General features: G+C 73.2%; 9 protein-coding genes and 1 riboswitch. Of the genes, 4 read left to right on the forward strand and 5 right to left on the reverse strand.

Annotated elements, in window-relative coordinates; genetic code table 11:
* Positions 1 to 11 precede the first annotated feature (11 nt).
* The 5 genes from AB1207_RS00235 to AB1207_RS00255 are packed head-to-tail and all read right to left on the reverse strand — an operon-like array spanning position 12 to position 5,868.
* Positions 12 to 1,232, reverse strand: coding sequence for an acyl-CoA dehydrogenase family protein (locus tag AB1207_RS00235; RefSeq protein ID WP_367635769.1), 1,221 nt, complete (start codon positions 1,230 to 1,232; stop codon positions 12 to 14).
* Positions 1,233 to 1,266: 34 nt separating this feature from the next.
* Positions 1,267 to 2,646, reverse strand: coding sequence for an LLM class flavin-dependent oxidoreductase (locus AB1207_RS00240; protein ID WP_367635770.1), 1,380 nt, complete (start codon positions 2,644 to 2,646; stop codon positions 1,267 to 1,269).
* 23 nt (positions 2,647 to 2,669) lie between these two features.
* Positions 2,670 to 3,527: a carbohydrate ABC transporter permease gene (locus AB1207_RS00245; RefSeq protein WP_367635771.1), complete on the reverse strand. Its 858-nt coding sequence runs from the start codon at positions 3,525 to 3,527 to the stop codon at positions 2,670 to 2,672.
* Positions 3,524 to 4,495, reverse strand: coding sequence for a carbohydrate ABC transporter permease (locus AB1207_RS00250; protein ID WP_367635772.1), 972 nt, complete (start codon positions 4,493 to 4,495; stop codon positions 3,524 to 3,526). The genes AB1207_RS00245 and AB1207_RS00250 overlap by 4 nt, the downstream gene beginning before the upstream one ends.
* Positions 4,492 to 5,868, reverse strand: a complete 1,377-nt coding sequence (locus AB1207_RS00255) for an ABC transporter substrate-binding protein (protein ID WP_367635773.1) — start codon at positions 5,866 to 5,868, stop codon at positions 4,492 to 4,494. The genes AB1207_RS00250 and AB1207_RS00255 overlap by 4 nt, the downstream gene beginning before the upstream one ends.
* Before the next feature lie 239 nt (positions 5,869 to 6,107).
* Positions 6,108 to 6,198, reverse strand: a riboswitch (SAM riboswitch).
* Between the two features lie 385 nt (positions 6,199 to 6,583).
* Here AB1207_RS00255 and AB1207_RS00260 point away from each other — a divergent pair.
* The 4 genes from AB1207_RS00260 (at position 6,584) to obgE (ending at position 11,990) form a co-directional block, all read left to right on the forward strand.
* Positions 6,584 to 9,664: an Rne/Rng family ribonuclease gene (locus AB1207_RS00260; RefSeq protein ID WP_437178835.1), complete on the forward strand. Its 3,081-nt coding sequence runs from the start codon at positions 6,584 to 6,586 to the stop codon at positions 9,662 to 9,664.
* Positions 9,665 to 9,793: 129 nt separating this feature from the next.
* Positions 9,794 to 10,105, forward strand: a complete 312-nt coding sequence (gene rplU / locus AB1207_RS00265; protein ID WP_179749490.1) for a 50S ribosomal protein L21 — start codon at positions 9,794 to 9,796, stop codon at positions 10,103 to 10,105.
* A gap of 6 nt (positions 10,106 to 10,111) precedes the next feature.
* Positions 10,112 to 10,366: a 50S ribosomal protein L27 gene (rpmA, locus tag AB1207_RS00270; RefSeq protein ID WP_106207788.1), complete on the forward strand. Its 255-nt coding sequence runs from the start codon at positions 10,112 to 10,114 to the stop codon at positions 10,364 to 10,366.
* Positions 10,367 to 10,466: 100 nt separating this feature from the next.
* A complete protein-coding gene (obgE, locus tag AB1207_RS00275; protein WP_367635774.1) occupies positions 10,467 to 11,990 on the forward strand; it encodes a GTPase ObgE in 1,524 nt (507 codons plus the stop codon).
* Positions 11,991 to 12,018: the final 28 nt, after the last annotated feature.

Genomic DNA, 12,018 nt, shown 5'->3' on the forward strand with positions numbered 1-12,018 from the left:
ACCAGTGTGACTCAGGTGTACAGCGTGAACTCCGGGTGGGCACCGGTGAGGAAGTGGTTGCCGACCTCGCGCGCCTTGTACTGCACCGGGTCGTGCAGCGTGTGGGTGCGGACGTTCCGCCAGAACCGGTCGAACCCGTACTTGTTCGACGACGCGCGGGCGCCCGTCACCTCGTAGATCGTCGACGTGGCCTCGACCGCCAGGTCGGAGGACACGACCTTGAGCGCCGCGATCTCCTCGGCCACCTCGCCGCGCTCGGCCCACGTCAGGTCGGCACCGCGCTCGTGGGCCTGGGACAGGGACTCCCCGACGCTGCGGCCCAGGGCCTCCGCCGCCCGCAGACGCGCCACGAGCCGGCCGTACGTGGCCAGGACGTACGGGTCCTCGACGGCGTTCTGCACGTCGGACAGCAGCCACGGGCGCGACGTCGACCGGGTGTACTCGGCGGCGGTCTCGAGCGCTCCGCGGGTGACCCCGAGGTAGAAGTGCCCGAACGCGGCCTGGATGGCCAGGGTCACGAGGGACCCGAACGCACCGCTCGTGGACGCCGACCCCAGGACGGCGTCCGGGGCGATCCGCACGTCCTCGAACCGCACGGACCCCGACGCCGACAGCCGCTGGCCCAGGTTGTCCCAGTCACCGCCCTTGACGAACCCGGGGGTCTCTCGCGGGACGACCACGAGCAGGTCGCGCCCGTCGTCGGTGAGGCCGCCGACGACGGTGACGTCGCCGACGCTGGCCCCGGTGGAGAAGTTCTTGGTGCCCGACAGGATCCAGCCGCCGGTCACGTCCGGGTCCGGCCGCAGCTGCAGGTCCGGGTCGACGGGGTTCACCGAGTCCCCCCACAGCCACTGCTGCTCGGCGGTGGGCACGCCCCAGCGCTGCCGGCCCGCGTCGTCGGCCACCCACACGAGGTTGTGCGCGTTGACGTAGTGGTAGGCCAGCAACTGGGCGATCGACCCGTCGGTGCGGGCGATCTCCTTCACGACGTCGAGGGCCACCGACCAGGGCAGCCCGGCCCCGCCGACGGAGGTCGGCAGCAGGACGGCCGGCAGACCGGCCTTGCGCAGCAGTTCGGCCTCGGTGAACGGCTCGGCGTTGGCGCGGTCGCGTTCGAGGGCGTCGAGGCCGAGGTGGTTCGCGACGCCGCGGGCGGCGTCGAGCACTTCGCCGCGGGCGGCGTCGATGACGTCGTCGCGGGCGGCGTCGAGGACCTGGTCGCGCGTGGTCATGCGGGGTCTCCTGGGGTTCTCGGGCGGAAGGGGGTCAGCGGTTCGAGGCGCGGAAGGCGGCCGCGGGGTGGTCGTCGCGGACGTGGACCTGACCCTTGCCGTAGATCGTCTCGCGCAGCGTCTCGCCCTCGTACTCCGTCGGGTAGACACCGCGGCGCTGGAGTTCGGGCACGACGAGCTCGACGACGTCCTCGAACGTGCCGGGGGTGATGGCGTAGGCGCAGTTGAACCCGTCGACGTCGCCCACCTCCATCCACCGCTGCAGCTCGTCGGCGACGGTCGCGGGCGAGCCGACGACGACGGCCCCCATCCCGCCGATGCCGACCCAGTTCGCGATGTCGCGCGGGGTCCACTTGCGGTCCGGGTCCGCCGTCGAGAACGCCTCGACGGCGCTGCGGACGGCCTGCGTCTCGGCGTACTCCAGCGGCTCGTCCGGCGGGTAGCTCGACAGGTCCAGCCCGCTCCATCCGCCGTAGAGGTTCAGGGCGCCGTCGTAGGAGACGTACTGCGCGTACTCCTCGTACTTCGCCCGCGCCTCCTCGTCCGTCGGCGCGGTGATGATCGTGACGAGGGTGAACACCTTGACGCTGCGCGGGTCGCGGCCGGCCTGCTCGGCCTGCGCGCGCAGGCGGTCCACCCAGGGGCGCATGACCTCGGGGCGGGTGGCGGTGTTGAAGATCGCCTCGCCGTGGCGGGCGGCGAACCCGATCCCCCGCGGGGAGGCGCCGGCCTGGAAGATCACCGGAGTGCGCTGCGGAGAGGGAGCGGTCAGCCCGATGCCGGGGACGTCGAAGAACTTCCCGTGGTGCTCGATCGGATGGACCTTCGACGGGTCGGTGAACACGCCGGCTTCGGCGTCGCGGACGACGGCGTCGTCCTCCCAGGAGCCCTCCCACAGCTTGTAGACGACCTCCATGAACTCCTCGCCGAGCTCGTAGCGCTCGTCGTGGGAGATCTGGGTGGACAGGCCCAGGTTCTTGGCCGCGGACTCCAGGTAGCTCGTCACGACGTTCCAGCCGACGCGGCCGTTCGTGTAGTGGTCCAGCGTCGCCATCTTGCGGGCGAAGGAGTACGGCTGCTCGTAGGTCAGGGACACCGTCACCCCGAACCCGAGGTGCTCGGTCACCGCGCCCATGGCCGAGACCGCGAGCATGGGGTCCCCGACGGGGACCTGCGTCGACTCGCGCAGCGCCGTCTCCGGCCCGCCCTTGTAGACGTCGTAGATGCCGAGGACGTCGGCGATGAAGAGGGAGTCGAACTTGCCGCGTTCGAGGAGCGTGGCCAGCTCCGTCCAGTAGCGGATGTCGTCGAAGCGGTGCGACTGGTCCTCGGGGTGCCGCCACAGGCCGGGGGACTGGTGCCCGACGCACGTCATGTCGAACGCGTTCAGGTGCACCCGGCGGGGTTCGGTCACGGTGTTCTCCGTCTCAGGGGGGTTCACTTCACGGCTCCGGCGGACAACCCGCCCACGAGCCACTTCTGGGCGACCACGGCCAGCACGTACATCGGGACGATCCCGACGAGGGAGGCCGCGGCCTGCTGGCCGAACTGCACGGTGCGGTCGCCCTGGAACAGCGACAACCCGACGGGGAGGGTCTGGCTGTCGGTGCTCTGCGAGAACGACACGGCGAACAGGAACTCGTTGTACGACAGGAACAGGCAGATGAGCAGCGCGGCGACCAGGCCCGGGGCGAGCAGCGGCAGCACGAGGCGCACGAGACCACCGGTGGTCGACAGCCCGTCGACCCAGCCGGCCTCCTCGATCTCCACGGGGATGCGCCGGACGAAACCGTCGAGCAGCCACACGGCGACGGGGACGTTCGCCAAGCCGTTGACGAGGATCAACCCCACGGCCGTGTTCGTCAGGTCGGCCTGCTTGAGCAGGTAGTACAGGGGAAGCACCGCGACGATCGGCGGGGCGCAGTAGCTGGCCAGCAGCACCGTCTGCAGACGTTCGCCGCGCACCCCGGCCCGGGCGGTCACGTACGCGGCGGGCACCGCCACGAGGGACGTGAGCACCGTCGCGCCGATGGCGACGACCCAGGAGTTCGCGAGCATCGTCGACAGCGGGACCGTCGAGAACGCCTTCGAGAAGTTCGACCAGACGAAGACGCTCGGCAGCCAGCCGCCGTTCGCGATGTCGTCGACGCTGCGCAGCGAGAGGGAGACGAGGAACAGCAGGGGCAACAGCGCGACGAACGCGACGACGGCGAGGACGACGCGGATCCCGCCGCGGCGCAGGGTCGCCGCCGGGCTCGTCGCGCGCCGGGTGCTCGCAACCGTGGTCGCGCTCACTGGTCGGCCTTCACGGCGCGCGCCCGCAGCAGCGTGACGACGGTGGTCAGGACGCCCACGACGAGGCCGAAGACGAGGGTCTCCGCCGCGGCCGTGCCGATCTCGTAGCTGCCGCGCATGCCCGTCCTGAAGATCTCGAAGCTGGAGACGATGGTGGAGACACCCGGCCCGCCCTGCGTCACGACCGTCACCAGGTCGAACACCTTCAGGCCGATGACGAGTTCGAGCAGCAGGACCGAGAACACGTTCGGGGCGATCACGGGCCAGACGACGTTCGTGAACGACCGGAACGCCCCCGCGCCGTCGAGCGCGGCCGCCTCGCGCAGTTCCTCGGGAACGCCGAGCAGTGCCGCGAACACGAGCAGGGTGACGAGCGGGGTCCACTGCCAGACGTGCATGACCACGAGCGCGCTGAACGCCCCGACGCTGTCACCCAGGGGGTTCGCGCCGGGGAAGCCCAGCAGGGAGAACAACCCGCCGAAGGCGCCGCCGACGGGGGCCAGCATGAGCTTCCACGCCACCCCGACCATGACGGGCGGCGTGACCAGCGGCAGCAGCAGGATCGTGCCGACGACGCCGAAGCGCGTCCCCCGGGCGTGCAGCAGGAGGGCCAGCAGGACGCCGATGAGCGTCGCCGCCAGGGCCGCGACGACGGCGAACACGACGGAGCGGACGAGGGACCCGGCGAAGGCCAGGGACTCCCAGGCGTCCACGAGGTTGTCCGTGCCGGTGAACCGCTGCAGAGGCCGGGCCAGCGACGACTTCGTCACCGCCAGCGCGACGACGAACAGCGTGGGGTAGACGAGCATGAGGGCGAGCCCGGCCAGGCTGGGCGCCGCCAGCCAGGTCGAGACGTGCCCCGGACGGTGCCGGCCCGGGACCGCCCGCGGTGTGCCGCCGGAGCCGCGCCGGGGCCTCGGGACCCCGGCCCGCGTCCGTTCCCCGCGCTGTTCGTCGAGCTGCGTCATCCGAGTTCCTTCTCCCAGCTCTCGGCGGCCTTGTCGAGCGCGGCCTGCGGCTGCGTCTGCCCCTGGATGGCCAGGGCCAGCTGGTCGACGAGGTCCTGCAGCGCCTTGGGGGCGCCCTGCTGGCTCGGCCACGCCAGCGGCGTGCCGTCCAGGCCCTCGCGGATGACGTCGGTGGCCTTGCCGGCGGCCTTCGCGTACGAGTCGGCGTCGAGCACCGACTTGCGGGCCGGGTCGATGCCCGAGCCGGCGGTGGAAGCGAGCAGGAGGTTGTTCTCCTTGTTCGTCGCCCACTCCACGAACGCCGCGGCCTTGTCCTGCTGCTTGGACGCGCTGGAGACGCCGAGGCCGAAGCCCGCGTCGAGGGCCGTGCGCGGGGTCGTGTTCTTCCCGCCGACCGGCAGCGTCACGACGCCCCACTTGTCGACGATCTTGGAGCTCGACGGGTCCTGCGCCTTGAGGCCGAGGTCGGTCCAGGTGTCGAGCATGGCGCCCTGACCGGACAGGAAGGCCGAGTTGGCCTGGTCGAAGCCCGTCTGCAGCGGCGTCGGCAGCGCGGAGGGGGAGACGTCGATGAGGTGCTGCAGGGCGGCGAGGCCCTCCTCGCCCGCGAAGGCCGGCTTGCCGTCGGCGTCCACCAGCGTGCCGCCGTAGCCCGCGAGCCGGTTGATGAAGGAGCAGCCCAGGATCATCGGGACCTGCTGGCCCTCGACGATCGCGCCGTAGACCTTGCCGCCGGAGTCCTTCGTGATCTTCTCCGCGGCCGCGTCGTACTCGTCCCAGGTCTTGGGCGGCTCGACGCCGTACTGCTCGAACACCTCGGCGTTGTAGTAGAGGACGTGGGTGTCGCCGTCGAAGGGCAGGCCGTAGCGCTTGCCGTCGATGAGCGTGTAGGGGTCGTAGATCGACGGGAGGAAGTCGTCCGTCCCGATCTCGCTGTTGGCGCCGATCCACTCGGTGAGGTCGACGAGGGCGTCGGCGTTCACCAGCTCACCGAGACCGAAGTAGAAGTAGTCGAAGACGTCGAACTCGCCGTCGCCGCCCTGCACGTCGAGGATCTGCTTGCTCGTCAGCTGGTCGTAGGGGATCGCCGTGACCTCGAGCTTGCCGCCGAACTCGTCGGCGAACTTCTTGCCGAGCAGGTCCGTGAAGGCCAGCACGTGCGGCTGGTTGACCATGAGCTTGAGCGTCGCGCCCTTGAGGTCGACGGCCTTCTCCGCGGCCAGTCCCGAGGCCGCGGACCCGTCGCCGCAGGCGGCCAGCGTGCCGGTCGCGGCGAGGGTGCCGACGCCGAGGGCGCCGGACAGGATGCGACGGCGGCTGGCGACGAGGCGGGAGCTGGACGGGGACAGGGGGCTGCGACGGGGCGCGGACATGGCTGTGCTCCGGGGGTAGGCGGACGGGAGGTCCGTCGGGGGTGCGCGCGGAACGGCGCGCTCGTGCGGTGCGGGGGTGCTGTCGTGCGAGGACCCCGGGGGAGGTGGCGGCGGCCGGTCAGGCCGCGGGCGACGTCCCCCGGCACGCCGGGGAGCCCGGGCGACAGACCATGGAGGCCGTGCGCACGAGGTCGACGTGGTAGCGCCGGGTGAGCTGGGTACAGCTGTCCACTGCGAGTCCTCCATCGCCCCTGGCGGGAGCACCTGCCGCTCGCGCGGTGGTTGCTGTGGCGTCGTCGAGCCAGGTCTCTCGGCCACTCTGGATGGTGTTGCGGCGAGCGTAGCGGACCGCCGTGGCCTCCGGGAACGTTTCGAGGTGCCCGAGTGCGCAGGGTCACGCCGGGCGGGCTGTGCGACACTGAGGACGGCCGTGCGTTCCCCTACACCGGGCGCTCGGTCCGCCGTCGAGACCGTCGCCTGGTGCGTGGGTCCCGGGCAGCGCCGCGGTCTGGTGGAAGGACCTCGCAGGCGCCCCGGCCCCTCCCCGGACGACGACCGCCGGTGGCTCCGGGGGGAGCACGCGTCGCGCGACCTCTCCGGTGCACCAGGACTTCCGTCGGGCGCGGGTCGACCCGCCCGGCGATTCCGACGAGGACGCCCGGGCGTCCGCGGGGACGACCGGTGGAGCGGACGCTGCGGGCCAAGCGGAGCACCCGTGACGAGCACACCTGAAGAGAACGCAGCCGCGACTGCCGGGACGACGAAGCCCCGCCGCCGTCGGGCGGCCAGCCGTCCCGCCGGCCCCCCGGCCCACCTGGAGCCGACCGACGCCGCCGGCGCGGTCGCCGGCACCGAGCCCGACGCGACGCCCGTGGCGCCGCAGGAGCCTCCCGTCGCCCCTGCTGGACCGCCCTCCGAGACGGTCAGCGAGACGGCCACCGAGACGGCGGTTGAGACCGCCGCTGACGAGACGCCCGCGCCCCGCCGCCGCGCCCGCCGGGCCACCCGCAAGGTCGCGACCCCCGAGGCGCCGGCCCCCGAGGTCGCCGCCGCCGAGACCCCCGCTGCCGAGACGCCCGCCGTCGAGACGCCCGCCGTCGCGCCGGAGGAGCCCGCCGCCGAGGCGCCTGCCCCCACCCGCCGCCGCCGCGCCCGCAAGGCGGCCAGCGCACCCGCCGAGGTGCCCGCCGAGCCGGAGGTGGCGCCCGCCGTCGCGGCCGCCGAGGACGCTCCCGTCGAGGAGGCGCCCGTCCAGGCGCCGGCCGACGTCCCCGCCGAGGTCACCGAGGCACCCGCCGCCGAGGCGGTCGAGGAGGACCAGGCCGACCTCATGGACGACCCCGTCCTGCTGCGCGCCGCCGGGTTCGCCCGCGGGGCCCGCCGCGGCGGCACCGGCGAGCCGACGGCCGACCGGGCCGCCGACGCCGCGGCCCGGGCCACCGCCCTGTTCTTCCAGGCGCCCGACGCCGAGACCCCGCCGCGCCGCCGCCGCGCCTCCGCGCCCGCCGGCCCCCCGCCCGGAGCCCGGGCCACCGACGACCAGGACCACGGTCAGGACCACGACTCCGTGGACACCGACGACTCCACCGACGCGCTCGACGGGGCCGAGGGCCGCTCGCGCGACGACGAGGTCCTCGACAGCCTGCGCGACCTGCGCCGGACCCGCGGCGGGCGCCGCGACGAGCGCGACGAGCTCGAGGACGAGTCGGACGACGACGAGAACGAGGACGGCGAGGACTCCGACGAGTCCGAGGAGTCCGACGAGGACACCCGCGACGAGGACGGCGGTGCACCGCGCCGGCGACGTCGCCGCGGTGGCCGGGGCCGCCGCAGCCGGGGCCGCGACAGCGACGACCGGGACGACCGGGACGACCGGGACGACGAGCCCGGCGCCGAGGCCGCCGAGGACACCGCGTCGGAGGACGCGTCCGAGGACGAGGACGACTCCGCCGACGGCCCGGACGACGGGGAGGAGCAGTCCGGCTCCTCCCGGCGTCGTCGCCGCCGCCGCCGTCGTGGTGGTTCGGGCGAGGGGGACGACGTCTCCGGTGACGACCCGCCGAACACCGTCACCCGGGTCCGCGAACCGCGTCGCCCCCGCGGCACGGGCGAGGACGAGGTCACCGCGCTGCGCGGCTCGACCCGTCTGGAGGCCAAGAAGCAGCGCCGTCGTGAGGGCCGAGAGGCCGGGCGCAAGCGCGCCATCCTCACCGAGGCCGAGTTCCTGGCCCGCCGCGAGGCCGTCGAGCGCGTGATGGTCGTGCGCCAGCAGGACGACCGCACCCAGATCGGCGTGCTCGAGGACAAGGTGCTCGTCGAGCACTACGGGGCGCGGCAGGCGCAGACGTCGATGGTCGGCAACGTGTACCTCGGCCGCGTCCAGAACGTGCTGCCGAGCATGGAGGCCGCCTTCGTCGACGTCGGCAAGGGGCGCAACGCCGTCCTGTACGCCGGCGAGGTCAACTGGGACGCCGCGGGGCTCGAGGGCCAGCCGCGCCGGATCGAGGCCGCGCTGAAGTCCGGCGACCCCGTGCTGGTCCAGGTCACCAAGGACCCGGTCGGGCACAAGGGGGCCCGGCTGACGAGCCAGGTGTCGCTGCCCGGCCGGTACCTCGTGTACGTGCCGCGCGGGTCCATGACGGGCATCTCGCGCAAGCTGCCCGACACCGAGCGGGCGCGCCTGAAGAAGGTCCTCAAGGAGGTCGTCCCGCCGGGGGCGGGCGTCATCGTCCGCACGGCCGCCGAGGGCGTGGACGAGGACGAGCTGCGCGCGGACGTCCAGCGCCTGCAGGCGACCTGGGAGGCCATCCAGGCCAAGGCCCAGAGCAAGAACGCCCCGCTGCTGCTGCACGGCGAGCCGGACCTCACCGTCCGCGTCGTGCGCGACGTCTTCAACGAGGACTTCACGAAGGTCGTCGTGTCCGGCGAGCAGGCGTGGGAGGCCGTGCACGGCTACGTCGCCGACGTCGCCCCGGACCTGGCCGAGCGGCTGGAGCGCTGGGAGGGGTCGCAGGACGTCTTCGAGCACTTCCGGATCGACGAGCAGCTGCAGAAGGCGCTGGGCCGCAAGGTCTGGCTGCCCTCGGGCGGTTCCCTCGTCATCGACCCGACCGAGGCCATGCACGTCATCGACGTGAACACCGGGAAGTTCACCGGGGCCGGCGGGACGCTCGAGGAGACCGTCACGCGGAACAACCTCGAGGCCGCGGAGGAGATCGTCCGGCAGCTGCGGCTGCGGGACATCGGCGGGATCATCGTCATCGACTTCATCGACATGGTCCTGGAGTCCAACCGCGACCTCGTCCTGCGCCGCCTCGTGGAGTGCCTCGGCCGGGACCGGACCAAGCACCAGGTCGCGGAGGTGACCTCGCTCGGGCTCGTCCAGATGACCCGCAAGCGCACCGGTCAGGGCCTGGCCGCCGTCCTCGAGGAGCTCGACGCGGCCGCGGACGCGAACCCCGCACCGCAGCCCGCACCGTCCTCGAACGGCGGTGGGGGCGGCAACGGGAACGGGAACGGGAACGGCAGCGGGAACGGCAAGTCCCGGCGCCGCCGCGGACGCGACCGCTCCGCCGACGACGCGCCCCGGGCCGAGTCCGAGGGTCCGGACGGCGGCGCCGGGAAGGACTCCGGGCGCGAGCAGGCCAAGGAGCCCGCGCACGAGCCCGCCAAGGACGCGGCCGTCCTGGCCGCCATCGCGGCCGTCGCCGCGGCCGGTCGCAGGGAGCGGGACACCTCCGCGCCGGGCGACTCCGCGTCCGCTCCCGAGCCGGCCTCGCCGCCGGCGGGGGAGTGAGCGCGCCGTTTTGACCCCGGGGGGAGGCGTTCCGTACGCTTACCCCTTGGTGCGCCGTCGTGCGCGAGCCTCGGACTGCGTGAGCAGTCCGGTGGCGATCCAGTTGTTGACGAGAGAAACGGGTTCGTTGTGGTGTACGCCATCGTCCGCGCCGGCGGCCGGCAGGAGAAGGTCTCGGTCGGCGACGTGCTGACCATCGACCGGGTCCCCGTGGCCAGCGGGGAGACGCTGCAGCTGCAGCCCCTGCTCCTCGTCGACGGCGAGACCGTCACTCACGACGCTTCGGCGCTCGCGGGTGTCAAGGTCGTCGCCGAGGTGGTCGAGGAGGCCAAGGGCCCCAAGATCACCATCCTCAAGTACAAGAACAAGACCGGGTACCGCAAGCGTCAGGGCCACCGCGCGAAGCTCACCCGCGTCAAGATCACCAGCATCGGGGCGTGACGTCAGATGGCACACAAGAAGGGCGCGAGCTCCTCGCGCAACGGTCGTGACTCCGCCGCGCAGCGCCTCGGTGTGAAGCGCTTCGGCGGCCAGGTCGTCAGCGCGGGCGAGATCCTCGTCCGTCAGCGCGGCACCCACTTCCACCCCGGTGCGGGTGTGGGCCGTGGCGGCGACGACACGCTGTTCGCGCTGATCCCGGGGGCCGTCGAGTTCGGCACCCGTCGTGGTCGCAAGGTCGTCAACATCGTCGCGGGCGAGTGACGACGCACCAGTCGTGAACACGAGGGGCGGACCGGAGTGATCCGGTCCGCCCCTCGTGCGTTCCACCCGCAGGTCCCCCCAGTTCGAGGAGAAGAACACCATGTCGACGCACTTCGTCGATCGCGTCGTGCTGCACGCGTCCGGCGGTGACGGCGGCAACGGGTGCGCCTCGGTGCACCGCGAGAAGTTCAAGCCCCTCGGCGGGCCCGACGGAGGCAACGGGGGCCGCGGCGGTGACGTCGTCCTCGAGGTCGACCCGCAGGTGACGACCCTGCTGGACCTGCACCGCCGTCCGCACCGCAGCGCGCCCGACGGCCGCTTCGGCATGGGCAGCCACCGCAACGGGGCCGAGGGCGACGACCTCGTCATCGGCGTCCCGGACGGCACGATCGTCCGGTCCTCCTCCGGGGACCTGCTCGCCGACATGGTCGGTCCGGGCACGCGCTACGTCGTGGCTCCCGGCGGCCGCGGCGGCCTGGGCAACGCGGCGCTGGCGACGACCAAGCGCAAGGCGCCCGGCTTCGCCCTGCTGGGTGAACCGGGCGAGGCCGCCGACGTCGTGCTCGAGCTCAAGACGCTCGCCGACGTCGCGCTCGTGGGGTTCCCCAGCGCCGGCAAGTCCAGCCTGGTCGCGGCGCTGTCCGCGGCCCGGCCCAAGATCGCCGACTACCCGTTCACGACGCTGGTGCCGAACCTGGGCGTCGTCGAGGCCGGCTCGACGCGCTTCACCGTCGCCGACGTCCCCGGGCTCATCCCGGGCGCCAGCGAGGGGCGCGGCCTCGGCCTCGACTTCCTGCGCCACGTCGAGCGCTGCGTGGCTCTCGTCCACGTCCTCGACGGGGCGACGCTGGAGACCGACCGCGACCCGGTGAGCGACCTCGAGGCGATCGAGAAGGAACTCGCGGCCTACACCGTCGACGACGGCACCGTCCCGCTGCAGGACCGTCCGCGCATCGTCGTCATCAACAAGGCCGACGTCCCCGACGCCGTCGACATGGCCGACATCGTCCGCGAGGACCTCGAGAAGCGCGGCGCGCCCGTCTTCGTCGTGTCCGCCGTGGCCCGCACCGGGTTGCGCGAGCTGTCCTTCGCGATGGCCGAGCTCGTCGCCGCCTCCCGGGCCGCGGCCCCCGAGGCCGTCCCGACGCGGGTCGTCCTCAACCCGCCGGCCGTCGACGCCTCCGGGTTCACGGTGACGCGGGAGGAGTACGGCGACGCCGAGCACGCCCAGGTCCGCTTCCGCGTCCGCGGCGAGAAGCCGCGCCGCTGGGTCCGGCAGACCGACTTCACCAACGACGAGGCCGTCGGCTACCTCGCCGACCGCCTCGCGCGGCTCGGCGTCGAGGACGAGCTCTTCAAGAAGGGCGCGACCCCGGGCGCCGAGGTGGTCATCGGCGACGACGCGAACGCCGTCGTCTTCGACTGGGAGCCGACGATGGTCGCGGGCGCCGAGGTGCTCGGCCAGCGCGGCTCGGACCTGCGCTTCGAGGACCAGTCCCGGCCCACCCGCGCCGCCAAGCGCGAGGAGGAGCGGGAACGCCGCGCCGCCAAGGCCGCCGCGCGCGGCGAGCTGGAGAGCGAGCGCCTGGCGGGCCACTGGACCGCCGACGACGACCAGGACTGAGAGGACGGGGGAGTCCGTGGGTCGTCAG

Origin of the sequence: Kineococcus endophyticus (assembly GCF_040796495.1) — a bacterium.
GTDB classification, from domain to species: Bacteria; Actinomycetota; Actinomycetes; order Actinomycetales; family Kineococcaceae; genus Kineococcus; species Kineococcus endophyticus.

Bases quoted from the DNA above. Each gene is read 5' to 3' on its own strand.
- rpmA (WP_106207788.1), top strand. From the start codon at position 10,112: ATGGCACACAAGAAGGGCGCGAGCTCCTCGCGCAACGGTCGTGACTCC.
- AB1207_RS00255 (WP_367635773.1), bottom strand. From the start codon at position 5,868: ATGTCCGCGCCCCGTCGCAGCCCCCTGTCCCCGTCCAGCTCCCGCCTC.
- AB1207_RS00235 (WP_367635769.1), bottom strand. From the start codon at position 1,232: ATGACCACGCGCGACCAGGTCCTCGACGCCGCCCGCGACGACGTCATC.
- obgE (WP_367635774.1), top strand. From the start codon at position 10,467: ATGTCGACGCACTTCGTCGATCGCGTCGTGCTGCACGCGTCCGGCGGT.
- AB1207_RS00250 (WP_367635772.1), bottom strand. From the start codon at position 4,495: ATGACGCAGCTCGACGAACAGCGCGGGGAACGGACGCGGGCCGGGGTC.